This is a genomic window from Alteromonas sp. CH_MED4-4, from assembly GCF_037029575.1.
In the GTDB taxonomy this organism is placed as follows: domain Bacteria; phylum Pseudomonadota; class Gammaproteobacteria; order Enterobacterales; family Alteromonadaceae; genus Alteromonas; species Alteromonas macleodii.
Map to the genome: position 1 here is coordinate 1 of NZ_JAYMEU010000006.1, position 26,277 is coordinate 26,277.

Genomic DNA, 26,277 nt, shown 5'->3' on the forward strand with positions numbered 1-26,277 from the left:
CCTAACGCAGTGCATAATAGAAAAGGCCAGCTTCGAGAGCTGGCCTAATAACTGTCAACCTATCTTAGGACGGGTCATGTAGTTTATGGATAGTGACTGAAGTAATGAATTATGTGCATGTTTGAACGCTGAGGGCTGTGCTCGGCAGCTATTTGATTTCATTGCACTTTCCATATTAATTTTGAAAAGTATCAATGCAATATAGAATGGGAAACAGGCAATAAAAAAGGCGCTTGAAAGCGCCTTAGTCGTAACTTAATTGGGTTCTAAACAAACATTTGCTTGAAAGCAGCCCATTGTTCATTGAACTGCTCGGTTGGCTTACGCGTAAATCCACTGCGGATAAAGCCATTAATACGGCCATCGGTGTAGCAAATCATCATGTTGGCGATAATCGCTTCATCTGCAGAAAGGGTTTTACCTTCGCGTAGCTTGCGCTCTCTTAGCACTTGTTTAAGCTGCGTTTCTAAACGCTCGAAAAGCTTTGCTATGCGCGCGCGCAACCGGTCTTGTTCACCCATTAAGGCATCACCATTTAATATTCGAGTAATACCCGGGTTCTTCTCAGCAAAGCCCAAAATAAGATGAAGAATAAGCTGACAACGCGTAAGCGAGTCTTTCTCTTCATTCACAATCTTATTGATGCGCGTGAAAAGTGTTTCTTCAATAAACTCGATAAGCCCTTCAAACATTCGCGCTTTACTTGGAAAGTGACGGTAAAGTGCCGCTTCAGACACTCCCACTTTTTCCGCTAATTTAGCAGTAGTGATACGTTGACCTGGGCTGGTTTCTAACATTCCAGCAAGTGCTTGCAGAATTTGAGCTCTGCGATTTGTTTTTTTGACAGCAGGCATGACGAAAGTATTTCCTCCGCTACCGAGTTATAGCAACTCGGGCTCCATGTTAAGTTGGCTTACACCAAAGCGTTTATATTTATCGTTTTTATTATCGACACTTAATAAGCATCTGTTAGTTTTTATTGTTTAAAGCGTAACGCTCTGCAATAAGTGCAAGTAATTGACCCGCTAACTCGCTTTTACTGGTTGCAGGTAATCGTTTATCACCATCTTGCCATATTACGTGCAGTGCATTTTTATCACTGTTAAACCCCAGACCCTCGGCAGTAATATCGTTAGCCGCAATCATGTCTAGCTTCTTTTTGGCTAGCTTCGAGCGCGCATAATCTTCTACATTTTGGCTTTCGGCCGCAAAGCCCACACAAAATGGTCTGTCTTGGCTGGTGGATATAGTTGCTAGAATATCAGGGTTTTTAACAAAAGTAAGTGTTAACTCATCACCGGTTTTCTTAATTTTATTGTCGGCAACGCTCACGGCCTTGTAATCTGCTACAGCAGCCGTACTAATAAATATATCTGTGGAGGCTCTAAGCGTTTGACAAGTATTAAGCATTTCCTCTGCGGTTGTGACATTAATACGGTCACAGCGTTCGGGCGTTTCAAGCGACACAGGACCTGCCACTAAGGTTACATTTGCCCCCGCGAGTGCTGCTGCCTGAGCGATGGCAAACCCCATCTTTCCTGAGCTGTGATTTGAAATATATCGTACAGGGTCCAAAGGCTCTCTAGTTGGTCCCGCTGTTATCGTAATATTCTTTCCCGATAACGCCATTAGCGACGAAGAAAGGGATAAAGCGTTTCTCTCTGCGTCATTTATTACATTGGCAATATCAACAGGCTCAACCATTCGACCTGAACCCACATCGCCACAGGCTTGTTCACCACTTGCTGGGCCAATAAAGGTTACGCCATGTTCTTTTAAAATATCGATGTTGCGCTCTGTTGCTACCGCTTTCCACATTTGCTGATTCATGGCAGGAGCAATAAAGAGTTTCGCTGTTGTTGCAAGGTACAGTGTAGTCAGCAAATCATCTGCCATACCGTGAGCAAGCTTGGCAATAGTGTTCGCAGTTGCGGGAGCGATAAGTAAGATATCGGCCCATTTTGCCAATTCAATATGCCCCATAGCGGCTTCGGCAGCAGGGTCAAGCAGCTGGCGATGCACTGGATTTCCTGACACGGCCTGAAGTGATAATGAACTAACAAACTCTGCAGCAGAGTCTGTTAGAACCACACGCACGTTTGCGCCTAACGCAGTAAGCTTGCGCACAAGATCAGGTGCTTTATAAGCGGCAATCCCGCCAGTAACACCTAGCAAAATATTTTTGTTAGCAATAGACATAGAAGAACACAAAATCTCGAAATTAGCGTTAGCCTACCATGGTGACAAAAAATCGGATAGCTGAACGAAAGTAGGTCTTGTTTCGACAGTGGCATGTAAACAGTGCCTACAGGTGTCAAAAATCAATAATAAACCCGCCTTTTATACAGTCGTTTCTTTGTCACCATTCATCTATAAACAACCTTTTATAGAATAGTCGGGCTAGATGAATGTCGATAAAAGTATGGCCAAAGAATGAAAGGCCAAGAGAAAAATTATTGCAGCACGGGGCTGAAAGCTTAAGTGATGCTGAACTCATCGCTGTCTTGCTGGGAAAAGGTGTGAAAGGAAAAAGCGCTGTGTCTGTTGCACATGAACTTCTCAACGAGCTAGGCTGCTTACGGGGTGTGGTAACAGCAACGAAAGAACGGTTTGCCAAAATAACGGGAGTTGGACCGTGCAAGTATGCGCAGTTTCAGGCGGGCTTTGAAATATTTAAACGCAATTTGGAAATAAAGCTGAAGCGTCAGGACGTTTTTAATAATGTAGATGATACTAAACGTTATCTACAGGCAAAGCTAAGAGACTGTGAACGTGAGAAGTTCGCGCTTTTAATGCTTGATAGCCAACATCAGCTTATTGCTTTTCGCACTATGTTTAACGGTACGATAAACAGTGCAGCGGTCTATCCAAGAGAATTGATCAAACAAGTAATGATCGATAATGCAGCCGCGATCATTTTGGTTCATAATCATCCTTCAGGCGTTGCTGAGCCTAGTCATGCGGATATAAGATTAACCGCAGAGATCAAAAGCGCAATGGCGTCGATCGATGTGCCAGTTTTAGATCATTTTGTGGTTGGTGATAAAGAAACTGTTTCATTCGCACAGCGAGGCTTGTTAAGATAAGAAATCTAAGTCATTTGTCGATTATAATCTAGTCAAATGGTTGAAAATGATTTAGCATAGGATTTAGTGGGTTATTTTATTAAAGGACTGTTATGAAGAAGTCAATCATTGCATTATTTGCAGCTGCAACTATGGTTGCAGGCGTTAACGCACAAGACGGTGAAGGTGGTAGTGGTACTACTGGCATCGGCGGCGTAAGCGGCGGTATGATCGCGTCTGGTGTTGTTGTTGCGGGTATCGTTGCAGGTGTTGTAAACAACAACTCTGCTGATGCACCAGGAAATGGCGGCACTACTCCAGGTCAACCTACTTGTGAAGGTGACGACCAAATCGTTGATGGTGTGTGCGTAGGTACAACCGAAACTGTTACTGTAACTACCTCTGGTTCTGTAACAAAAACCATCACCGTACCTGTTACATTTACTTACGCACCGACCGTACAGTAAATTTAAGAGTATTCGAAAAAGCCGCTTTTTTTAGCGGCTTTTTTTATTTTTATAGCAAAGTTCATTTGTTTTTAGTTTTTGTCGGCGCATTTTAATGAAACTACACACTTTATTTGCCCTTTCGGGTGTTGTTTGCCTTTTTCTTTCCGGATGTTCCACCACGTCACTAGCGTATTACAACACGCTGAAGCTCGCGCTAAAAGATAGAACAGTTAGTTATACCGTTGAAGAGATTGCTGCTAGTAAAGCTGATCTTATGCAAATTAAAGCGGGCGGAAGAGATGCAGCCTCGCTTGCCCTTGCGTATATCGATGGTGAAAAGTACCGGTGGGTATCTGGTGATAAAGTCATCTTCACCATGCACCATGGCATTATCGTTAAAACTGAAGGTTTGGATCACGACCTATACTACACGGGAAATCTTCAGCACAACCCGCTTGCCACCAACAATGTTCTGCCATTCAATTGGAAACGCAAAGTTGATATTGCTTCCATAGGTTACGGTGTGCCGGTTGACTCATCTTGGCGAATAGAAGGGGAAGAAACTCGCGAATATTTAGGTTTTTCTGTTCCGGTAATTAAGGTTATCGAAACCGTAGAATTTTCTGAATACACGCCATTTATCGACGTAGGGTTGTCGTGGGAAAACACGTATTTCTTGCACAAATACTCGAAGGAACTTCTGGCCTCAAAGCAGCAGTTCAGCCCTGAAGGAGACGTTTACGATATGGTTTATTTAAGCCGAGTAGTACGTGAGATGAAGACACAAGGAGCAACGCAATAATGAAGTATATCTATACGCTTTTTATTGCCCTAGGCCTTACTGCAGCTACCAAGTTATATGCAAATGATAACCTTGTTAGTGTCATGATAAACAAGCAAACCTATCAGTTCGACAGGCCGATACGACTATCAAGCGTACTGTCCATTGTCGCTGATAATGGTGATTGGTACTGGCCTTCAGCTTCAGCTTTTGATTTAGCTAACCCTAAAGCTGAAGAAGAGAAAGAGATAGCGCTATCTCAAATTAGCGGGCTGCTCAATCAATTTGATGCCGATTCTGAAACACATAAAGCCCTTCAAAATCTCTATGATCAGGTAAGCTCATGGACGGTGTCTACACGCATAGACATGCCAATTTCCTACAATCGAGCAAGGTTGTTTTTTGAAGACAACCCTATGTTTCAGCCAGGTAAATACTGGATTCGACTAAATGGAAGACCTGACGTTGTGCATTTCTCTGGCGCTGTTGTAAAGCCTGGTGCGTACAAGCATCAAAGCGATACGTCGGTTTATACGGCTGTTCACACGGTGAAAAAAGCGGTTGATGCCGACAGAAGTCATGTCTACGTAATTGATCCAATGGGAAATATTGAAGAAAAGGGTATTGCTTATTGGAATTTAGATTTTGGGCAGCTTATGCCGGGCAGCCAAGTCTATGTTCCTATCTCATCAGAACTCTTTAGCAATAAACTTAAGCAATTAAATGAGCGCGTAGCCGCTTTAGCAGTACATAGGGTTTTACCTCAATGAGTGCGCCACTACTTTCTAAGAAAAAAACACTCGCGCTTGTAATTGGCAGCGCGCTTTCTTCTACCGCTTTTGCTGATACTCAAGTTCGCGTTACTCCTTCGCAGATGGTGCAGGGCGGAAATGGTCTTATTCAAACACCAACGGCTCGTATGCGAGACGAAGGTGGAATGGCCATTAACTATACCGACAACGGCGAATATCGCTTCTGGTCTGTTAACATTCAGCTTTACGATTGGATGGAAGCAACAGCCCGTTACACTGACGTGCGTACAAGACTTTATAGTCAAGTTGAATCATTCAGTGGTGATCAAACGCTGAAAGATAAAGGCTTAGACGTTAAATTCAGATTATGGAAAGAAAGCTACTATTTGCCAGATATCAGTGTCGGCTTCAGAGATTTTGGTGGAACAGGCTTTTTTGAAAGTGAATACGTCAATGCCAGTAAATCTATCGGTCCATTCGACTTTCACCTTGGCTTAGGCTGGGGATATCTTGGTACAGCCGATGACATCAGCAACCCGTTTTGCGAGCTTAAAGACAGCTTCTGTGAACGCCCAGGGGGCTTCTCTGGCCGCGGTGGTAAGGTAGACTACGACCAGTTTTTTAAAGGAACAACCGCATTTTTCGGTGGTGTGGAATACCAAACACCATGGGAGCCGCTAACGCTAAAGCTTGAGTTCGAAGGGAATGACTATTCTCGTGACAGAGCTGGACAGCTAGAGCAAGATTCTCGTTGGAATGTTGGTGCAGTGTATCGTTATAAAGACTTCGATTTCACGTTGAACTATCAACGAGGTAATACCGTTGGTTTCGGCGTTACGTATCGCTTTAATATGAATACGGCTTCGCAAATAAAGTTCGATGAACCACCTAAGAACCTGATGGGAAGAAAGGTGCCACAAGACGTGAAAGATGTTGATAAATCCCGTCTTTACAACGACCTTTACCGGTCGGGGGGCTTTGTACTGTCTGATGCTGAAATTAAAGAGGACAGCGCTACGTTTTACGGTACACAGGTTGCCTATCGTGACCAGGATGAAGCCATTGAGCGAATTGGTCGCGTGGCGGCCTCAGAGCTTCCAGATTCCGTAAAAACCTATCATGTAGTAGACAATCGCGCAGGTCTTCCTTTAGTAGACACGCAGGTGGATGCCGAGGCCTTTATTGCAGCAGCGCGTTACGAATCTGTTGACGCAGATATCACTGAAACCTACGTCAGAACATCACCCTCAAAAGAAGTGCTCGACGCCTATGATCCTGCCAATACATCTGGCTTCTACTACAGCGCAGATTTCTTCTTTACCCAATCATTCGGTAACCCAGAAGATTTCTATCTGTATCAAACCGGATTATTGCTAAACGGCGGTTATGCCTTTAACGAAAACTTCGCAATCATGAGCAGTGCCAGGGTTACGCTTCTAGATAACTTCGACAAGTTTAACTACTTGGTAGATAACGAAGAAGTGTCGCTACCTCGCGTGCGTACTCGAGTTCGTGAATATGTGTCAGCAAACGATGTATGGCTAGATACAACATTCTTACATTACAAAGACACCATTGCAGAAGACCTTTATGCTCAAGCGTACGCGGGTTATCTAGAAACCATGTTTGCTGGTGTAGGCGGTGAAATACTGTATCGTCCCGTTGATAGTAATCTAGCTTACGGACTTGATATCGCTTACGTAAAACAGCGCGATCCTTACAGTCAAACAGGTCTGGAAGACTACACAGCGGTCACTGGACACGCTAGTGTCTATTGGCAGCCAGAATTCTTAGACGACACGCAAATTACCGTAAGTGCTGGACAATTCTTAGCCAAAGATAAAGGCGTGAATATCGATTATGCGAAGCGTTTCGATAGCGGTATCATAGTTGGTGCATATGCGGCATTCACTGATGTATCGTCAGAAGAATACGGCGAGGGAAGCTTCACCAAAGGCTTCTACATTTCCATACCTACAGATCTGTTCTTGTTAGAACCTACCAAAGGTCGCGGATTATTCCCATGGGTGCCGATTTCTCGTGATGGCGGTCAAATGCTGCGTCGACCCACTCGTTTGATTGACATGACTGAAATAAGGTCACCATTTTTTGATTAAATAGTAATACGCCGCGTTCGCGTGGCGTTTATTCTCGTACGGGTATCTTAGATGCTGCAATGCGAATATAAAATTAAAGCGTAGATTGCGTATTTATTCATAGCCTAACCGCTTAGGGAAAAGTACAATACGGGCCGTGAAAAATGAGAGCTGGTAGTTTTTCGAGCAAAAAAAAGCCAAAAAGTAACCTTTTTGTACTTTCTTATTGAAATGATCCTGCCTTTGCTGTATAAAATGCGCCCTCTAATTTATAGTAATACGTCATTTGACCCAACCACTGTTTGAGCGCTTGGGATTAACTGACGCGACAGTTATCGTTGTTCTGGAGACAAATACAATGTCAAGAGTATGCCAAGTAACAGGTAAGCGTCCAACGGTTGGTAATAACCGTTCACACGCAAGAAATGCGACTCGTCGTCGCTTTTTGCCAAACCTTCAAACACACCGTTTTTGGGTTGAGAGCGAAAACCGTTTTGTAAAACTACGTTTGTCTGCAAAAGGCATGCGTATCATCGACAAGAAAGGTATTGATTCAGTACTAACTGACATCCGTACCCGTGGTGAGAAAATCTAAGGAAGCCGACAATGCGTGATAAAATTAAACTAGTTTCTTCAGCAGGTACAGGTTTCTTCTACACTACTGATAAAAACAAGCGTAACATGCCTGGCAAAATGGAGATCAAAAAGTATGATCCCGTTGTGCGTAAGCACGTTATGTTCAAAGAGGCCAAAATCAAGTAATTAGCTTGCTTTTGTCTCCACGAAAACCCAGCCCTTGCTGGGTTTTTTGCTTTTTGAAGAAGATATTTCTACTTCATCACGTCACGATCCCACCAGATCCCATATTCGACTGTCCACGATCCCTTGAGTTTGTCTTGCGATCACTGCTTTCTCCCACTTACTTTTTTCCAGCAGGTCCTAGGTTTTCTTTGAATTGAATTAGCTTATATATTGGCTAGGTATTACTATATTCCTAATTTCAGGACTCATATTTAACGGGAAGTCAGGTGGCTAGAATTTCTCAGCGAGCAATGAATAACGTGGTCATTATTGCTATGCTTATCATGATTGCATTGTTTAACTTAGACAGTCTTGTACCTAAGAAGGACGTTGTTCAATCTCGCAGCCTGCTACCTGAAGACGCTTATGTGTTAAAAATAGAGCACGATGGCCATAGCTTAGAGCGAGTTGGACAGCAGTGGCGCCAGTCAGGTCAAAATACAGTCCTCGCCATCAAGCCGGATGTTCAGTTTTCCCATTGGCAGCGGGCAAGGCTTGAGCCGGCCACTGACGTACCCGAAGCGATTACCAACGTACAGCCTTACATCGTCGTAGTATGGCTCGCAGGCAATAATAACGGCAATGTTTACGCCATCTATCCGAATACATCACCTGTTGTGATCAAATTTGAAAACAATTGGTACACATTAACCAACACCGAACTTGATAATCTTTTACCTTGGATACTGTAAATGCCTGAACTACCAGAAGTTGAAGTAAGCCGTTTGGGCGTTTCTCCACATCTTATTGGCAATACCATTACGCAGGTGGTGGTGCGTGAGCGAAGAATGCGCTGGCCCATTCCACAAGAGGTAGCGAACGTTGAAGGTCAGAGCGTTATTGCTGTAAAACGCCGCGCTAAATATCTACTTATTGAAACAGCTAAAGGCACGTTAATTTTACATTTAGGTATGTCGGGTAAATTACGCGTTATCGATGCGTCGACACCAATTATTAAGCATGACCACGTAGACATTGTTTTAAACACAGGTAAGTGCTTACGTTTTAACGACCCACGGCGCTTTGGCGCAGTGTTATTTCAGGCTCCTGATATGCAAATAGCCATGCTTAATAATTTGGGCCCAGAACCGCTTACAGACGACTTTGACGATAAGCTCTTATTTAAACTATCGCGCAATCGAAAAGGCCCCGTTAAAAACTTCATTATGGATAACGCCATTGTGGTAGGTGTAGGAAACATCTACGCGAACGAAGCACTGTTTTTAGCTGGTATAGACCCGCGAAGAGCCGCAGGCAACATCAGCGCTGCTCGCTATCAGTCGCTAACTGCAACCATTAAGCAAGTATTGGCCAAAGCCATTGAACAAGGTGGCACAACATTAAAAGACTTTGCGCAAACCGACGGTAAGCCTGGGTATTTTGCACAGCACTTGAATGTGTATGGGAGAAAAGGCGAGCCTTGTGAAGTGTGTGGCAAAGCCATTGAAAGTAAAGTTATTGGGCAGCGAAATACCTTTTTCTGTACTCACTGCCAACGCTAATACACTTACTATTGGTGCTTAATCTTTCTTACTCAGCCTGTCTTTTAAAGCATTCTCAACTACTGGGTGGCAAAAGCCACTCACTGCACCGCGGTGAAGAGCGACTTCTTTTACTAGGGTGGACGAGATAAATGAATTCTCCTCAGCAGGAGTAAGAAAGACACTTTCTAGCTTTGGGTTTAAACGGCGATTCATATTTGCGAGTTGAAACTCGTATTCGAAATCAGAAACTGCGCGTAAACCACGAATGAGAATTGTGGCATTTTGTTCGTCAGCAAAATCAGCCAATAAACCAGTAAACCCCACTACTTCAACATTTGGTAAGTCAGCAGTGACTTTTTTTATCATTTCTACGCGCTCTTCTAACGTAAACAGTGGCTTTTTACTTGGGTTAGAAGCAATCGCTACAATCACATGAGAAAATAACTGAGATGCGCGTTCAATAAGGTCGGCATGACCGTTAGTGATCGGGTCGAAAGTACCAGGGTAAAGTGCTCTAGTGTGCATAAAGTCGAATCTTTTCGTTGTAGAGGGTTTATGTGTTCAACGTGGCTAATGTAACACATTATTAGCTTATACCAATCCGCTTACCACATGTGCTTTTATTACTTCACTGCCTCGCGGTAACCATTCATACACGCTGACCAGTCGCTCTCTTGCCAGTGAAAGACAGGGTTCTTCGCTTTCTCTTTATGTAAAGAACGCAGCAGACGGTCTAAATTACCTTGTTTCCAGCTGTTACCTTGACGCTGCTCGCAGCGATCGAAATCAATAAGCCAAATTTGCTTATCGCTATCAATCATGATGTTTCGAACGTTGGCATCATGATGGTACACCTGACAATTGTGCATAGCTGCTAGCGCTCGGCCAACCTCATACCACTCATCTTTATCCAGTGGTTTATCGCACAGTGCGTGGTGTAAATCTTTGCTATTTGGAATACTTAAAGTAATTAAATCGCCGCGGTAAATTAGGCCTCGGCGGTGTATACGCGCCGCAACAGGAACAGGCACAAGAAGACCTTGTGCTCGCATATATTCGAGCAGCCTGAACTCTTCAAACGGGCGAGAACGCTCAACACCAATAAACATATATTGGTCGCTCAGTACTTTGCCCACCAAGCCACCACGTTTGAAATGGCGTAAAACCCAGCGCTGACCCTCATGCTCAATGAAAATGGTTGTACCACGTCCCTTGGCTTGACCTGTTATTTTGTCTTGAAGCTGCCAAAAGTCGGGGGTAAACATCTCCGCGTTGGGATGACTGACTAAAGTGTCGTCGAAAATAAAGTGGTGCCCAGCACCTATGTCTCGTCGTATTGTCGCCATGTCGCCCACAACTTATGGTAAATTCTTTATTCTAATGATTTATTTTAGTTTTTCAGCAACGACCGCGTTTCAGAGGTAAAAAAGTCTGTTTACGCGCTCATAGTTTTTACGTACTAAGATTATTTGTTGAAATAATGAATCTAATTCAACGTCTTAAGTATAAAAACCTAAGTCGTTATGCTCATACGCGAGTATCGTTGACCATATTCATCATTTTGGAATGAGCATGTTAAATTGCGGCGGCCCGGAGAGTTCTATCTGAAAAATAAGCATTTATTTGGCGCGAATAGGTAATACTCGAGCAAATAGGCTTCACCTAGCGCATGCCAAAAGATACGAACAATAGGAAAAAATACTGTTGATAGACCAGGGCACCATTACAAGCTAATTGTCGCTTAATTTACTTAATTGTAAGGTAAAACTATCAACTATTATCTACACTTAGCGTTGCGAAGTGTTCCTTTGAAATAACAGGGAGTCGTTACTGAATGAAAAAGCCCGCTTTGCGATGGCTATCCACTGTTCTTGCTTATACTCAATTTAGACTGGTGCTATTACTGAATATTGCACTGTTTTCAGGCGTGCCTGCAGCACACGCAGCAGAACTAAACGTCATGGTTAATGAGAGTGTCATGGTTTCAGAGCTAAACCGCTCTGAGCTTCGCCAGATATTTACCGGCCATCGTCAATATTGGAGCGATGGTACTAAAATCACGGTATTTGTATTGCAAGATAACGATGAGCTCCACAAGCAGTTTTGTCGTGAAGTACTTCAGATGTTCCCTTATCAATTATCTCGTCTATGGGATCAAATCACCTATTCTGGGCAGGGCGTTACACCCGTTAGGGTCACGTCTTACCAAGCGTTGATAGAGGCGTTAGAAAGTACCACAGGCGCTATCGGCTATGTTGAACATACCGAAATTGTGAAATTAAGACGCGTAGAGGTAGGAACAGAATGAATAAATACATCGCTCTCGCGTTTGGCATGATAAGCATGCCTGTCCTTGCTTCACAAGGAGATTTTTCGTGGCATGGTTATGTCTCTCAAGGCGTTACTCAGTCACATGGAAGTAACTTTATAACTGACGATAACGCAATAACAGGTGAGCTGACCGAAGTTGGGCTAAATGGTTACTATCGAATAGCGGAAAACATCTCTGTTGCCGGGCAAATTAATTATTTAGACGGCGGGAATCGTTTTGAGCAGGGCGCTCGTTTAGATTATTTGTTTATCGACTGGAAATTGCCTGACTTGCCCGGTAAATGGCAAGGACAAGTCCACATTGGTCGCTTCAAAAACCGCCACTGGCTGTACTCAGTGACCAGAGATGTGCCACAAACACGTTACACGTCTGTTCTTCCCCAGTCTGTGTACTTTGACGGATTTCGCGACGTTGCTTTGGGAAGCAACGGTATCCAAACCAGTTTCTCACACTATGGTACTCAGAATATCTGGGAATTAAACTGGAGTTACGGCCGCTCTAATATTAACGACTCCCAGCGAGATTTTTTACTCGGCGACGAAGCAAAAGGCGACATCAAGCAAGACTTTGTTCATCAAGCCAGCGTATTCTGGCAACCGGCTACCATGACATGGAAACTAGGTGCCAGTTGGTTGAATTCTGATTTCAGATACACACCTTCTCAGAATGACAACCGTATTGCAGGTAATGCAGACATAGAGCGTATTATGCTGTCTGCGCAATACTTTGCAGAAAACTGGGAAGTGTCGGCTGAGCTAATTCGAGAAGTCCAGGATAGCAAAGGGCTATTCTTCCCTGGTTTTGCCTTTAAACGCACGGGCGAGGGCGGTTTTGTTCAGTTTAGGTATTTGTTTAATAACAATGTAAGTGGTCTTATTGGCTACGACACATACATTAACGACAGGTCAGATCGAGACGGAAGGCAATTAGAGGCGATGACAGGCGGCGTGATCCCCGCCTACTTTGGCTACCAAGATACATATACCCTAGGCTTGCGTTGGGACATTGCACCGAAGTGGCGACTTCAAGGTGAGTATCATTGGGTTGAAGGTGCGACAAGGGTAGTGAGCTTACTGAACTTAGATGTGGCGTCTCATGCCGATAAGCACTGGGAAATGTGGTCAGTGCAATTGATGTATTGGTTTTAAGGGCATTAGATGAAGGTTCAGGTATCTTTCACCACTAAAACCATCACAATTTTGTTGGCTATGGTATTAACTGTGGCTGTGGTTATATCAACGGTTCTTATTCAGGAGTCTGACGCTCGAATTCTGCTCCAGCAAAGGGAAAACCAAGTTAGTAATCAACGACGGGTTCAGCTTTTTGAAGACATTCTGCACGGCAGAATGATCACGCTTATTGATATCATCAGCCATAAGAGTGGAGGCAACGCAGATAGCCTTGAATCGCTACAACAAACGCTTAGCGGTCTTAGTGAATACCTGACCCTTAACTTTCAAGTTGAATCGCTGTATTTGTTTGACGAACACGGCGTTGTTGGCAACCCGCTACAGCCAGTAAATAAAACCATTGAAAAGCTAGTGAATACCACTCGCGCGTCGTTTGAAAGCCGCTCACTATTGTCCTGTGACTCGGTATGCACACACTACATTTCAATTCCAATCATGGCAAACGGTGAAACTCTGCCCGTCATCGTTGTGTCCACGTCGATGAGAGAACTGCTATACCTGTTTAGTCGCGCTACCGATGTGCACAAAGTTGCTGTTGTCCAGCACAAAGAAACCTCATCTGAGCTGTCAGAATTAAGGGTGGCAAGCCAAGTGTCTGCGGCTAATCGACAGTATTTACAATCTCTATTTGATGCGTTACCCGATAATTGGCGAATTGACGATTTAGTTATTAGAGGCATGAACGTTGCGCTGGAAAATCAGCAGTTGCTGGTTAGTTTATTGCCTTTTAATCACGCATCAGGTGATCATCCTTACTTGCTTATTGTGCAAGACGTGTCGGCCATGGTGCGTCAAAACGAACAATACCAGTACATAGTTATTTCTAGCGCTGTTGCGCTATTTTTTATCTTCTCTTCGCTGCTTTACCTTTTCCTAAATCAATACAGAATACGCTTGTTAGATGTAAGCGAACGTTTGCCTATGCTGGCCGAACACAAGTTTAGCGAGTTTTACACCATTGCAGCTAAACGAAGGAAGTCGCCTATTTTCAAATTCACAGATGAATTGGACGTTGTTGAAGACGCGGCAAATAATCTGGCGCGCCAGCTAGAAAGCTTTGACGGACAAATGGCTATTAACACAGCGAAGCTTGAAAAAATGGCGATGTTCGATGTGTTAACCGGACTTCCCAACCGTAATATGCTGACTTTTCAAATAGAAAAGCAGCTAGCTAGTTCAATTCGCGACGATAGGTTAGTGGCACTGATGTTCATGGACCTTGATGACTTTAAAAAGGTTAACGACAGTCACGGTCATGACGTCGGCGATAAACTCTTAAAAGCTGCTGCTATGCGTATTTCTAAGCCGATTAGAGAGTCGGATATTGCATCTCGATTTGGCGGTGATGAGTTTGTTATTTTACTTTCAAATATCGAAAGCAAAAAGCACGTAGATACGGTAGCCAAAAAGCTGATAGAAGAGTTTAAAGAGCCAATCATTGTAGATGGCGTAACCTTTTACGTTTCCATCAGTATTGGTATTGCTATCACCAACCACTCTCGCGCCACGCCAGTAGAACTGCTAAGGCATGCGGATATTGCGATGTACGAAGCCAAAGCCAAAAAAGGGGCGGAGTATCGCGTGTATGACGCCACCATGAATCTTAAAGTAATGCAGAAGGTTGAGCTGGAGTCAGAGGCGCGTGAAGCCCTCAGAGACAATCAGTTTAGCTTAGCGCTTCAGCCCCAAGTTGAGATGCACACCGGAAGGCTGGTGGGCTTTGAAGCGCTATTGCGTTGGCATCACCCTAAAAAGGGTAATATTTCCCCGGCAGATTTCATACCGCTTCTAGAAAACACGTCATTCATGCTTGAGCTTGATTACTGGGTAATTACGCGCTCAACTTATTTAATTAGAGAGCTTAAAAATAGCGGCTACCCCGACGTGAAGATGGCGATTAATTTGTCAGCGGGTCAGTTCTTAGACCCGAGTTTGCCTGAATTCTTGCAGCAGCAAATTATCAAAAATGACATAGCGCCCGACCAAGTTTGCTTAGAGTTAACCGAAACGGTATTGGTATCAGACATCAAGCGTGCAACCACCATCATGCAAAATATTCGCGACATGGGGTGCATGCTGGCTATCGACGATTTCGGCACGGGCTATTCGTCGTTGAGTTATCTTAAATCGTTACCCGCCGACTACATCAAGATTGACCGCTCTTTTGTGGCGAATATCGCTAGCAGTGCTGACGATAGAAATATTGTTCACTCTACGATTTCTATGGTGCGCAACATGGGAATGCAAGTGGTGGCAGAAGGAATTGAAACCAGTGAACAGTACGAGTTGCTGTGTCATTTCGACTGCAACCTGGGTCAAGGCTACCTTATCAGCAAACCTATTCCCGAGGTTAACATTTGGGACGTGTTAAGCGACAAAGTAGAGTTTGGTTTTTGGAAAGAATCCGCCTAGGGCTACTTTACCGTTTCAAAAGGTGCACGCTTCATCAATGTAGTGTGCTGAATAATTTACAAACTTAGTCGACAAACCCATTAAATACAGCGCAAGGGTGTGTACCCTTTACCGCGCTTTCATTAAACTAACGGTTTTAATATACCTACACTCGGAGAATGGCATGTCTGCGGCATTTATTTCTCATTTGCAATCGCAAATTGAAGCCACGAAAGAAGATGGTTTGTACAAAAAAGAGCGTGTTATCACGTCGCAACAACAAGCGGATATTGGTGTTGCTAACGGCGAGCACGTTATTAACTTTTGTGCCAACAACTACCTTGGTCTTGCAAACAATGAAAGCTTGATTGAAGCAGCAAAGAAAGGCCTGGATAGCCATGGTTTTGGTGTAGCATCTGTACGATTCATTTGCGGTACACAAGACATTCACAAGCAGCTGGAAGCCTCTATCAGCGACTTCCTCGGTACAGAAGACACCATTTTGTACCCATCGTGCTTCGACGCGAATGGCGGTTTATTTGAAACGCTATTAGGCCCTGAAGATGCCATTATTTCTGATGCGTTAAACCACGCCAGTATCATTGACGGTGTGCGCCTATGTAAAGCTAAGCGTTATCGCTACGCCAATAACGATATGGCAGCATTAGAAGAGCAGTTGAAGCAAGCTGACGCCGATGGCGCACGTTTCAAAATTATTGCCACCGACGGTGTGTTTTCAATGGACGGCGTGATTGCCGACTTAGCCTCTATTTGCGACCTGGCCGACAAGTATGACGCCATGGTAATGGTAGACGATTGTCACGCAACGGGCTTCCTTGGCGAAAACGGCAAAGGCAGCCATGAGTATTGTGGCGTTATGGGTCGTGTAGACATCATCACCGGTACTCTAGGTAAAGCACTAGGCGGCGCGTCTGGCGGTTACACCTCGGGTAAAAAAGAAGTCGTAGAGTGGTTGCGTCAACGCTCGCGTCCTTATCTTTTCTCAAACTCGGTTGCGCCACCTATCGTTTCAGCATCGCTCAAAGTGTTTGAAATGATGAAAGAAGGCGACGAGCTTCGCGCTAATCTATGGCGCAACGCCAATCACTTCCGTACGCGTATGGAAGAAGCGGGCTTCACATTAGCTGGTAAAGATCACGCTATTATTCCTGTTATGCTAGGCGATGCCCGTTTAGCTAGCGAAATGGCAGACAAGATGCTTGAGAAAGGCATCTATGTTATCGGTTTCTCTTACCCTGTTGTGCCGAAAGGTCAGGCCCGTATCCGTACGCAAATGTCAGCAGGTCATAGCCTTGAACATGTTGATAAAGCGGTAGATGCATTTATTGAAGTCGGCCGTGAATTGGGAGTAATTTCATGAAGTCGCTAGTTAAAGCGAAAGCAGAAAAAGGCATTTGGCTACAAGACACGCCAGAGCCTGAAGTAGGACACAATGACCTACTGATTAAAATTCGCAAAACCGCCATTTGCGGCACCGACATGCACATTTACAACTGGGACGAATGGTCACAGAAAACCATTCCGGTACCTATGGTTGTAGGCCACGAGTATGTGGGTGAAGTCGTTGGTATGGGTCAAGAAGTGAAAGGGTTTAAGGTTGGCGACCGTGTTTCGGGCGAAGGCCATATTACTTGTGGCCATTGCCGTAACTGTCGTGCAGGTCGCGTACATTTGTGTCGCAACACTGAAGGCGTAGGCGTAAACCGCCCGGGCGCTTTTGCTGAATACTTGGTAATTCCTGCATTTAACGCGTTTAAAATTCCAGACAATATTAGTGACGACCTTGCGTCTATCTTTGACCCGTTTGGCAACGCTGTTCACACTGCACTAAGTTTCGACTTGGTGGGTGAAGACGTGCTGATAACAGGTGCTGGCCCAATAGGTATTATGGCTGCTGCAGTTGCAAAGCACGTAGGTGCTCGTCATGTCGTGGTTACCGACATCAATCCTTACCGTCTTGAGCTTGCTAAAAAAATGGGTGCAACCCGCGCCGTTGACGTAAGCAAGGAAGACTTGAAAGACGTAATGAACGAACTTGGTATGACAGAGGGCTTCGATGTGGGTCTGGAAATGTCTGGTGTGCCGGTGGCTTTCAGAGACATGCTGAACAAAATGAACCATGGCGGCAAAATTGCCATGCTGGGAATACCTCCACAAGATGTTGCCATCGATTGGAACCAGGTTATTTTCAAAGGCTTGGTGATAAAAGGTATCTACGGCCGTGAAATGTTCGAAACATGGTACAAAATGGCGAGCTTGCTGCAGAGCGGCTTAGATCTATCGCCTATCATCACACACACCTTTTCTATTGATGACTTTCAGAAAGGGTTTGATACCATGGGGTCTGGACACTCAGGTAAAGTTATTCTGGACTGGCAATAATGACAACATTCTCACACATTAGCGTAAACGACGTTGCAAACTTTCAAGGTGACGTAACCATTGTGGATATTCGCGATCCTCAATCGTTTGCTAATGGACACATGCCTAACGCAGCGCAGCTGAACAACGACAACTTTGCAGCGTTTATCGACCAAACGCCCAAAGATATCCCAGTGGTTGTAGTGTGCTACCACGGCGTAAGCAGCCAGCAGGCGGCCCAAGTGATTGCACAGCAAGGCTTTGAAACCGTTTATAGTATGGACGGTGGCTTCGAAGCATGGCGACTGGCAAATCCGGTAGTCACGGCATAGCGATTTGATAAAGGTGCACAATGTGCACCTTTATTTTTTGCAGCTACTGCAGTATTTCAGTATAAAGAGGTTATATACTGCGCCCTTGGTATATGTCATATCGCATTCATATTCTTCTGTTTCGGGGTAACAACTAGCTTATGGCTCATCCTTTAATTGCGTTCAATCAGCAAAGTCCTGCACATCTTCTCGCCAATTTTTTAACCAGTCAGCACATTCAGGCCGCTGTAGTACAGCACGATAAAGAGTTCGTGGTGGTATTAGATAATCACGACCATCTCGACCGCGCAAAAGTTATTGCAGATGGCTTTTTGGCAAACCCTACCGATCCGAAGTACCAGCAAGCAGCATGGGATAATGGCAAGAACGTACGGCTGGCGCCTTCGGGTAATGGCTTTTCCATGGGTAATATCATTGCCGATGCTGTGAAAGCGCCTTTTACCTCGGTGGTATTTATTCTGTGTGTTGCGGTTTATTTACTGTCGTTGTTTGGGCTGTTTGCCCCTATCGCACAGCATTTATTGATGCAGCCATTTTCCATTTTGTCGCAAAATCACGAATGGTGGCGATTACTAGGCCCTGCGTTCATTCATTTTTCGGCGCTACACATTATATTTAACCTACTGTGGTGGGGCATGTTGGGAGCTAAAATTGAACGCATCCTTGGCATGAGCATGCTGCTTATAGTGTTCTTAGTGTCGGCCACTATTTCGAACGCCGCACAAGCCCTATTTAGTGACCCTGTGCAAGGCAATCTGTTCTTGTTTGGCGGCTTGTCTGGTGTAGTGTATGCCGTAATGGGCTTTGTGTGGTGGCTAGGCTGGTTGCGACCAAGTTGGGGCTTGTCGCTGCCAAATTCAATTGTAGGCTTTATGTTGGTGTGGTTGGTACTAGGTTATGCCGATATTTTGTGGGTAAACATGGCGAATGCTGCGCATACAGCGGGGCTTATTTCTGGATGTTTGCTCGCCGGAGCCTTAAGTCTTGGGTCGGGTAAACGCTAGTGGCGTTTTATGTAGCTAAAAGGCGTACGTTAGCCTTTTAGCCCGTTATCTACTTTTAACCGCCCTGGTATAAGTATTTGGTGAAGATAACGTTCTTCACCACTTCGCCGCCCGTCTCTTGCTTCATGTGCTCTTGCAACGCTTTAAGAATAGCGCGGCGAATATCTTCACGACCAGTTAGTGATTTAACTTTCTCTGCCGGTTGCTGGCCGAATATTTCAATGGCAGTAGAGCGCAGCAACGGCATATGGTGTTCAGCAATTTCAAGCTGATTAACATCGTGGATCATCAATTCAACTGACACGCGTACATAGCCAAGCTTTTGTGCGCTATCGCTAATGTAGTTGGTAACAATCTCTGGCTCTAAGCCCAAATAAGCATAGTTGGCCTTGTCTTGCGCCACTGCTGCGTTACAACCAAGAACGAAAAAACTAACCGCAAATACGCGTAAAACTAAAGACTTAAGCATAGTGAAGTCCGAAACACCAAAGTAGTAAATTCACTTGGTAGTGTAGCAAAACTCTGATTAAACACACTACTGCAAAAGTTTAACCGAGTGAAAATAATTGAACATGACGTGTTATCATACTAACAGATTCATTATTCGGGCTTTTCGTGTGAGTTTTAATGCCACTTTTCCAGTGGGTTTGGCGGTTGACTGGCAAGCACCTTCTGGCATCACAATTCCTAATGCACAGCTAAAAAACTGGCTGTTAGACACTGGGTCGTTAACCGAGCGAGTGCAGTCTTTAAGCAACCACTTTTCTCTAGAGCTTATTGGCCAGCACGAGCAGATTCCTCACGACAATGAACTGTCGTTGTTACTCGACAACGGTGAAACCCATTATCAAGCGCGAGAAATTCTCCTATGTGGCGATCATAAGCCGTGGGTGTTTGCACGTTCTATCATCCCTCAAGCCTTTGTTGACAGCGAACTTTCAGATCTTGGTCGAGAGCCTTTAGGAAAACGTTTGTTTAACGATAAGCGCTTTACACGCTCAGCGTTTCAACTGTGTACAGTGCCAGCTTCGCAGTTTGGTATTAACAGCAATCAAACCTTGTGGGGCCGGCGCTCGTTGTTTACGTTAGGCAACTACAGCATGATAGTAGCAGAGGTATTTCTTCCGTCCTCACCGGCCTATAGCCGCTCTGCTAAAAACGAAAAGGAAAGCGAAAAGCAATTATGAAGCACAATTGGAACGCCTATGCGCGACTTATGCGCCTTGATAAACCAGTCGGTATTTACTTGCTGCTGTGGCCTACGCTGTGGGCGCTTCTTATGGCTGCACAAGGTTTACCGCCTTTAGGCATTACGCTCATTTTTGTGGCTGGCGTAGTTGTCATGCGTTCAGCCGGGTGTGTGATTAACGATTATGCAGACAGAAAAGTAGACGGTAGCGTAAAGCGAACTGCCCAGCGTCCTCTTGCAACCGGAGAAGTATCGGCTAAACAAGCGCTACAACTTTTTGCAGCGCTTATCGCTTTAGCATTTGTCTTAGTGTTATTCCTTAACTGGCAAACCATTGCGTTGTCGGTGGTAGCCTTACTCTTGGCAGCAAGCTACCCCTTCATGAAGCGTTACACCAATTTACCGCAGGTGGTATTGGGTGCCGCGTTCGGTTGGGCCATTCCTATGGCATTTATGGCTGTGATAGAAACAGTTCCAGCTTACGGCTGGTGGTTGTTTATTGCTAACTTATTATGGACGGTAGCTTACGACACCATGTACGCCATGGTAGACCGCGATGACGACCTACAAATAGGCATCAAGTCTACGGCCATATTGTTCGGCAAAAACGACGTGCTCATAGTCATGCTGCTACAGGCCGCTGCCCTTGCCATTTTGTGGTGTATAGGCTGTGCTATTAACGCAACTTGGCCTTACTACTTAGCCGTGCTGTTTTCGGCTCTGCTATGCGTGCGCCAGTATCAGCTTATTAAACGCCGTCAGCGTGAAGGCTGCTTCACCGCGTTTATTGAAAATCACTATATTGGTTTAGCCATCACGCTAGGAACGGCACTGCATTTTTATTTGGTGTAACAGTAAAAGTAACTAGCCCAATACAAACCATTGTTTATGGTATTCAGCCACAAAAAAAGCGCCATAAAGGCGCTTTTTGAGTTTCTAAAAGCTTTGAACGCCTACTTTTCCGCTAGCTTCACTTCAAGTTCAGCAATGCGGCTTTCCATAGCGTCTAGCTTTTCACGAGTGCGAATAAGCACTTGGCTTTGAATATCGAACTCTTCGCGAGTCACTAAATCAAGCTTAGACAGCTGCGACTGCAATACCGCCTTTACTCGACCTTCGGCTTCTTCAGCCATGTTTTTAACGCCAGGTGGAACGGCATCAGCAATTTGTTTCGCTAAATCTTCGAGTTTCTTCGGATCCAACATGGAATTCCCTTATAATGCGCAGCTCAAATTATGAAAGCTATTCTATCGGTATCGACACGACATGCAATGAAAACTGTGTCGCGCCAAAAATGTACGTTGTTCTAGGTATTAAATGAAACTAAATGAAGCTCAAGAGTCTGCCGTAACCTTTGTGTCTGGCCCATGTTTGGTGCTGGCTGGGGCGGGTAGTGGTAAAACGCGCGTAATTACCAATAAGATTGCTCATTTAGTTAGAAACTGCGATATGCCAGCTCGCTACATTGCAGCGGTAACCTTTACCAACAAAGCAGCACGTGAAATGAAAGAACGTGTAGCGCAGACCTTGGGCAAGCCAGAGGCGCGCGGGCTAAAAGTATCGACCTTCCACACCATGGGCTTAACCATTATTAAAGCGCATGTGAAAGATCTTGGCTTAAAGCCAGGTTTCTCGTTATTCGACGATAAAGACTCGTTCGCGTTGCTTAACGATTTGACGTCCGACACCCTCGATGGCGATAAAGATCAGCTTCAGCTTTTACAAAGCTGTATCTCGAACTGGAAAAACGACCTTATCTTGCCCGATGCTTTATTAAAATCAGCTACCAGCACGGGCGAACGAGAGTTTGCAGAAGCCTACAAGCGTTACCAAGACAACCTTAAGGCATATAACGCGCTAGACTTCGACGACCTAATTTTATTACCTACATTGCTTTTAAAAAGTAGCGAAGCAATAAGAGCCAAATGGCAGAGCAAAATTCGCTACTTGCTGGTGGATGAGTACCAAGATACCAATACCAGTCAGTACGAGTTGGTAAAGCTATTAGTAGGTGAGCGTGCGCGCTTTACCGTGGTGGGCGACGATGACCAGTCTATCTATTCATGGCGTGGCGCTAAGCCACAGAATTTGCACCTATTACAGCAAGACTTTCCGCGCTTAAACGTCATTAAGCTACAGCAAAATTACCGCTCGTCAGGTCGTATTCTGCATTGCGCGAATATTCTTATTCAGAACAATCCGCATTTGTTCGATAAAACCCTGTTCTCAGAGCTGCAGTACGGCGAGCCGCTAAAAGTAATAGAGGCGAAGAACGAAGAGCATGAAGGTGAGCGCGTGGTGGCAGAACTGCTGGCGCATAAGTTCATGAACCGCACCCAGTTTAAAGACTACGCCATTTTGTATCGCGGGAATCATCAAAGTCGTATTTTCGAAAAGCTGTTAATGAGTAACCGCATTCCGTACAAAATTAGCGGCGGTATGTCGTTCTTTGGCCGTGCCGAGGTGAAGGACATCATGGCTTATTTAAGGCTGTTGGTGAACCAAGATGACGATAACGCTTTGCTGCGCATTATTAACACGCCAGGGCGCGGTATAGGCCGCGCTACGCTAGAAAAACTGGGTAACTTTGCAAATAGCTTGGGTGTGTCTATGTTCGAAGCGGCGACGCACCCTAACTTAAACAGCGTGTTGCCAGACAAAGCTTTTCATTCGGTTTCTACCTTTGCCCGCTGGGTAGTGGAGTTGTCGGACAATGCAGAGCGTGGCAACACCGCTGACGCAGTGCGCACCATGATCCGCACTATGGGCTACGAAGAATGGCTATATGAAACCAGCGCCAGCCCCAAAGCCGCCGAAATGGCCATGGCCAACGTAAGTACCTTATTCGGTTGGGTTAACGATATGCTGGAAGGTAATGACCTAGACCAACCCATGACCTTAACCGAAGTGGTGAACCGTCTGATATTGCGCGACATGATGGAGCGCGGCGAAGACGACGGGGAAGGGGATCAAGTTCAATTAATGACGCTACACGCTTCAAAAGGTTTGGAATTTCCTATTGTATTTTTAGTGGGCATGGAAGAAGGCTTATTGCCGCACCAAAGCAGCATTGACGAAGACAACGTAGAAGAAGAACGCCGACTTGCTTATGTGGGAATTACTCGCGCCCAGCGCGAGCTTATATTCAGCCTTGCTAAAGAGCGTCGACAATTTGGTGAAGTGATTAACCCAGAGCCAAGCCGCTTTTTATTCGAACTGCCGCCAGACGATGTACAGTGGGAAAATCAGAAACCGAAGGCGACAAAAGAAGAGCGCCAGCAAAAGGCACAGGTGGGAATTGCTAACCTACGAGATATACTAGGGAAAAAGTAGCCTGCTAATTAAGGCGAGCTTACGCTAGCAAGTAAGTACTAACTATCAGCTTGCTAGCGACGTCATATCCAGCACTTTGGCGTGCTTCAATACTTTGCCTTGGCCATAAATGCATTCAATTTCGTTAAGTGCATCTAGCTGCGCCTGTGAGTCTACGCCTTCAGCAATAACCTGAAACTTCAAATGTTCTGAAATAAGCATGACAGACTGAATAAGCTTTAAGTTTCGTTGAGAGCGAGGCAGTGACTTAACAAAGCGATGATCAATTTTGATGAAGTCGAAGGGGTAGGCAAACAAATAACTCAATGAAGCCAATCCGCTTCCAAAGTTATCCAGCACCAAAGTTACGCCCGCACGTTTTAACTTCTTAATAGCAGGAAGAATGAACTGAGAGCGGCGATTTAAGTCGTTTTCATCAAACTCAAATACCAGCTGGCTAGGCGTAATACCTGATGTTTCAATCACATTAATCATCTGGTTCACCATAGAAGCCTGTAGCAGATGATTAATTGAAACGTTAACCGCTATTTTATTTATCGGGTCGTCGGTGTTTTTATAGTGGTTTAATAGCTCGCAGGCTTTGGTTAGCTGGAACAGGTCTAAATCTAGCGTAAGGCCACTATGTTCTGCCACTTGTCTAAACTGCTCTCTGGCAATCTTGCCGTAGGCAGGGTGCGACCAGCGAATATACATCTCTTTATACAGCGTGCTGTCGTCATTAAGCTTTATAACGGGTTGTAAGAAGTAATCGAATTCTTCTTCACGCAGTGCACGCCTGAATTCATTTTCAAGCTCAAGTTCTTCAATAAGCCTGTCGCGCATGCTCTTGTCGAACATAACAAAGCGTCCGCGGCCTAGCGTTTTCGCCTGATACATGGCTGCATCGGCATCACGAAGCACTTCATCAGCGGCGCGATAGTAGGTTTCTAAGTGCGCAATACCAATACTTGCACCTGAATACATCTCTCGACCATCAAGCAAGAACGGCTCAGAAATAGATGAAATTATACGGCTAGCCACTTCCTCTACGTCTGCTTCATCTTCAAAGTTATCAAGCAGTACAACAAACTCATCGCCGCCTAAGCGCGCTAACAGGTCGTGACCACGAATACACAGCGCAATACGTCTAGCTACTTCAATTAAGAACTCATCGCCGGCATGATGACCTAGGGTATCGTTAATAACTTTAAAACGGTCTAGGTCGATAAACAGCACCGCAAACATGTTTTCGCTGTAACGCTGCTTACTGGCTATAGCCAGCTCTAGGCGACTAGTGAACATGGCGCGGTTAGGCAAATCAGTTAACGAGTCGTGATGCGCGTCGTGAATAAGCTTAAGCTCAATCTCTTTACGCTCTTCAATTTGTTGCTTTAAGAACTTATTAGCACGGTTTAGCTCGGCTGTGCGTTCTTTAACGCGCTCCTCAAGCTCAACGTTATAGCGCTGCATCGACTCGGTATTGCGCTTACGCTCAATGGCTACCGCAATATGGTGTGATACAAAGCGCAAAAGCTCTTGGTCGCGAGAATTATATTTAGCGTGTTTACCGTAAGTTTGTACGGCAATAACACCTGCAATTTCTCCATCTACAACAAGCGGCGAACCTAACCACGAGTTCGCACTATTTAGCATAGTTTGCGCAACCGACACATCTAAATCGCCAGACTCTGCAAGCTCCAATACTCTAGGTGGGTTAACCAGCTCAGCTTGCCCCGTTCGCAATACGAATTCAGTTAGACCAAGCCCTAAAGGCCTTGAACTTATGTTCTTTTCTTGTGCGTCACTAAAATACGGGAATGCGAGTAGCTCTTTTTCCTTATCAAGAATGGCAATGTAACAGTTAGGTGCGCTAATTAGCCTGGCTAAAATTTCGTGCAGACTGGAGTAAAACACATCCATATCGCCTTCAAGGTTAGCGGCCAGCTCAGATATCTCGAATAAAGCTTGCTGTAGCGACTCTACTTTTTGGCGCTCTAATATTTCTTCTTGAAGGTCGTCGTTAATTTTTCGCAGTTGGCGGGTGCGTTCGCGGATGGTGCGTTCAGTGAGCTCACGGTTTTTTACTCTATCAACCGTGGTAACAATGTGTTGAGAAACGAACAGCAGTACTTCTAAATCTTCTTGCGTATAGTGCACTCCCTCATCATAAGTTTGCACTACCATGGCACCTATGACTTGGCTTCCCCGTTTAAGGGGCACGCCCAGCAGCTCAAACGGTTGCGAGCCAACTAGCTTTATATCATGCTGAGAGGCAAAGTTTTCTTCATCGTCACGTTTGTAAAATAGATGATCGCCGGTTTTGAGAATGTAACCGGTCATGCCGTCCATTAACGATTCAGCGGGGAGCTGGCGAACGGTTTGTTCGTCGAATTCGTCAATGAAGTAAGCGAAATCGACAACGTTACTGTCGGGTTCGTAAAAGGCGACAAAGAAATTATCGGCATTCATAAAATCGGCAATGATTTCATGAATAGCGGAATAAAGGCGATTAAGGTGACTTACAGAACTGGCAAGTTCAGAAATGTCGAAAAGCGCCTTCTGAACACGTTCAGCGCGCTTGTACTTGTCAGTGAGTTGCTGAAGCTGCGGTATAAGTTCGCGCAGTTCTTCTTCCGTCAACTCATGTTGCGTCGAATCTTGTGACATTCCGCTCGCCAGTAAAAAAGTAACGTTTCCCCAAAGAGTTAAATTACCCG

Annotated in this window: 26 protein-coding genes; 19 read left to right on the top strand and 7 right to left on the bottom strand. The window is 44.9% G+C overall.

Annotation, left to right across the window (positions count from 1 at the left end):
• Positions 1-266: 266 nt before the first annotated feature.
• Complete coding sequence (slmA, locus tag WA381_RS05805; RefSeq protein WP_012516568.1) at positions 267-854, bottom strand: nucleoid occlusion factor SlmA; 588 nt, start codon at positions 852-854, stop codon at positions 267-269.
• 115 nt (positions 855-969) lie between these two features.
• Positions 970-2,199 carry a bifunctional phosphopantothenoylcysteine decarboxylase/phosphopantothenate--cysteine ligase CoaBC gene (gene coaBC / locus WA381_RS05810; RefSeq protein WP_014977883.1) on the bottom strand — a complete coding sequence of 410 codons (1,230 nt, stop codon included), beginning with the start codon at positions 2,197-2,199 and terminating at the stop codon, positions 970-972.
• A 209-nt stretch (positions 2,200-2,408) separates the two neighbouring features.
• Here coaBC and radC point away from each other — a divergent pair, with 209 nt between their 5' ends.
• The 9 genes from radC (at position 2,409) to mutM (ending at position 9,446) form a co-directional block, all read left to right on the top strand.
• Positions 2,409-3,086, top strand: a complete 678-nt coding sequence (gene radC / locus WA381_RS05815) for a RadC family protein (RefSeq protein WP_014947752.1) — start codon at positions 2,409-2,411, stop codon at positions 3,084-3,086.
• Positions 3,087-3,178: 92 nt separating this feature from the next.
• Positions 3,179-3,532, top strand: coding sequence for a hypothetical protein (locus WA381_RS05820; protein ID WP_014947753.1), 354 nt, complete (start codon positions 3,179-3,181; stop codon positions 3,530-3,532).
• Between the two features lie 94 nt (positions 3,533-3,626).
• Complete coding sequence (locus WA381_RS05825) at positions 3,627-4,316, top strand: YjbF family lipoprotein (protein ID WP_014947754.1); 690 nt, start codon at positions 3,627-3,629, stop codon at positions 4,314-4,316.
• Positions 4,316-5,065, top strand: a complete 750-nt coding sequence (locus WA381_RS05830; RefSeq protein ID WP_039236677.1) for a capsule biosynthesis GfcC family protein — start codon at positions 4,316-4,318, stop codon at positions 5,063-5,065. The genes WA381_RS05825 and WA381_RS05830 overlap by 1 nt, the downstream gene beginning before the upstream one ends.
• Positions 5,062-7,164, top strand: coding sequence for a YjbH domain-containing protein (locus WA381_RS05835; protein ID WP_014977887.1), 2,103 nt, complete (start codon positions 5,062-5,064; stop codon positions 7,162-7,164). The genes WA381_RS05830 and WA381_RS05835 overlap by 4 nt, the downstream gene beginning before the upstream one ends.
• Before the next feature lie 337 nt (positions 7,165-7,501).
• Positions 7,502-7,738, top strand: coding sequence for a 50S ribosomal protein L28 (gene rpmB / locus WA381_RS05840; protein WP_014947757.1), 237 nt, complete (start codon positions 7,502-7,504; stop codon positions 7,736-7,738).
• Between the two features lie 11 nt (positions 7,739-7,749).
• Positions 7,750-7,905, top strand: coding sequence for a 50S ribosomal protein L33 (rpmG, locus tag WA381_RS05845; protein WP_012516577.1), 156 nt, complete (start codon positions 7,750-7,752; stop codon positions 7,903-7,905).
• 266 nt (positions 7,906-8,171) lie between these two features.
• On the top strand, positions 8,172-8,636 hold the full coding sequence (locus WA381_RS05850; RefSeq protein ID WP_039226967.1) for a hypothetical protein: 465 nt from the start codon (positions 8,172-8,174) through the stop codon (positions 8,634-8,636).
• Positions 8,637-9,446 (top strand): bifunctional DNA-formamidopyrimidine glycosylase/DNA-(apurinic or apyrimidinic site) lyase, encoded by an 810-nt coding sequence (mutM, locus tag WA381_RS05855; protein WP_061438898.1) that lies wholly within the window; start codon positions 8,637-8,639, stop codon positions 9,444-9,446. It begins immediately after the preceding gene.
• 18 nt (positions 9,447-9,464) lie between these two features.
• Here mutM and coaD read toward each other — a convergent pair whose 3' ends face one another.
• Positions 9,465-9,953, bottom strand: coding sequence for a pantetheine-phosphate adenylyltransferase (gene coaD / locus WA381_RS05860; protein WP_061438900.1), 489 nt, complete (start codon positions 9,951-9,953; stop codon positions 9,465-9,467).
• Positions 9,954-10,051: 98 nt separating this feature from the next.
• Positions 10,052-10,783, bottom strand: coding sequence for a 3-deoxy-D-manno-octulosonic acid kinase (locus WA381_RS05865; protein WP_061438902.1), 732 nt, complete (start codon positions 10,781-10,783; stop codon positions 10,052-10,054).
• A gap of 479 nt (positions 10,784-11,262) precedes the next feature.
• On the opposite strand from WA381_RS05865, the gene WA381_RS05870 reads away from it, so the two are divergent.
• The 7 genes from WA381_RS05870 (at position 11,263) to glpG (ending at position 19,059) form a co-directional block, all read left to right on the top strand.
• A complete protein-coding gene (locus WA381_RS05870) occupies positions 11,263-11,736 on the top strand; it encodes a hypothetical protein (RefSeq protein WP_039226966.1) in 474 nt (157 codons plus the stop codon).
• On the top strand, positions 11,733-12,908 hold the full coding sequence (locus tag WA381_RS05875; protein WP_156085697.1) for a hypothetical protein: 1,176 nt from the start codon (positions 11,733-11,735) through the stop codon (positions 12,906-12,908). The genes WA381_RS05870 and WA381_RS05875 overlap by 4 nt, the downstream gene beginning before the upstream one ends.
• Positions 12,909-12,917: 9 nt before the next feature.
• Positions 12,918-15,362, top strand: a complete 2,445-nt coding sequence (locus tag WA381_RS05880; protein ID WP_156085698.1) for a bifunctional diguanylate cyclase/phosphodiesterase — start codon at positions 12,918-12,920, stop codon at positions 15,360-15,362.
• A gap of 163 nt (positions 15,363-15,525) precedes the next feature.
• A complete protein-coding gene (locus WA381_RS05885; RefSeq protein ID WP_014977894.1) occupies positions 15,526-16,722 on the top strand; it encodes a glycine C-acetyltransferase in 1,197 nt (398 codons plus the stop codon).
• Positions 16,719-17,744, top strand: coding sequence for an L-threonine 3-dehydrogenase (gene tdh, locus WA381_RS05890; protein ID WP_014947766.1), 1,026 nt, complete (start codon positions 16,719-16,721; stop codon positions 17,742-17,744). Before WA381_RS05885 ends, tdh begins: the two co-directional genes overlap by 4 nt.
• The gene (glpE, locus tag WA381_RS05895; RefSeq protein ID WP_014947767.1) at positions 17,744-18,055 is read left to right on the top strand and encodes a thiosulfate sulfurtransferase GlpE; all 312 of its coding nucleotides are present in this window, start codon (positions 17,744-17,746) and stop codon (positions 18,053-18,055) included. The genes tdh and glpE overlap by 1 nt, the downstream gene beginning before the upstream one ends.
• Positions 18,056-18,195: 140 nt before the next feature.
• The gene (glpG, locus tag WA381_RS05900) at positions 18,196-19,059 is read left to right on the top strand and encodes a rhomboid family intramembrane serine protease GlpG (protein ID WP_156085699.1); all 864 of its coding nucleotides are present in this window, start codon (positions 18,196-18,198) and stop codon (positions 19,057-19,059) included.
• 55 nt (positions 19,060-19,114) lie between these two features.
• Here glpG and WA381_RS05905 read toward each other — a convergent pair whose 3' ends face one another.
• Positions 19,115-19,528 carry a flagellar basal body-associated protein FliL gene (locus WA381_RS05905; protein ID WP_014977897.1) on the bottom strand — a complete coding sequence of 138 codons (414 nt, stop codon included), beginning with the start codon at positions 19,526-19,528 and terminating at the stop codon, positions 19,115-19,117.
• Between the two features lie 148 nt (positions 19,529-19,676).
• Here WA381_RS05905 and WA381_RS05910 point away from each other — a divergent pair, with 148 nt between their 5' ends.
• Both WA381_RS05910 and ubiA read left to right on the top strand, forming a co-directional pair.
• A complete protein-coding gene (locus WA381_RS05910; RefSeq protein ID WP_041693341.1) occupies positions 19,677-20,246 on the top strand; it encodes a chorismate--pyruvate lyase family protein in 570 nt (189 codons plus the stop codon).
• Positions 20,243-21,100: a 4-hydroxybenzoate octaprenyltransferase gene (ubiA, locus tag WA381_RS05915; protein ID WP_039226953.1), complete on the top strand. Its 858-nt coding sequence runs from the start codon at positions 20,243-20,245 to the stop codon at positions 21,098-21,100. Before WA381_RS05910 ends, ubiA begins: the two co-directional genes overlap by 4 nt.
• 101 nt (positions 21,101-21,201) lie before the next feature.
• Here the strand turns inward: ubiA and ubiK are convergent, their stop codons facing one another.
• The gene (gene ubiK / locus WA381_RS05920; protein ID WP_014947772.1) at positions 21,202-21,453 is read right to left on the bottom strand and encodes a ubiquinone biosynthesis accessory factor UbiK; all 252 of its coding nucleotides are present in this window, start codon (positions 21,451-21,453) and stop codon (positions 21,202-21,204) included.
• A 112-nt stretch (positions 21,454-21,565) separates the two neighbouring features.
• Between ubiK and rep the strand changes: the two genes are divergently transcribed.
• The gene (gene rep / locus WA381_RS05925; RefSeq protein WP_039226949.1) at positions 21,566-23,581 is read left to right on the top strand and encodes a DNA helicase Rep; all 2,016 of its coding nucleotides are present in this window, start codon (positions 21,566-21,568) and stop codon (positions 23,579-23,581) included.
• A gap of 45 nt (positions 23,582-23,626) precedes the next feature.
• Here the strand turns inward: rep and WA381_RS05930 are convergent, their stop codons facing one another.
• Positions 23,627-26,227, bottom strand: a complete 2,601-nt coding sequence (locus WA381_RS05930) for a sensor domain-containing phosphodiesterase (protein WP_014947774.1) — start codon at positions 26,225-26,227, stop codon at positions 23,627-23,629.
• Positions 26,228-26,277 lie beyond the last annotated feature (50 nt).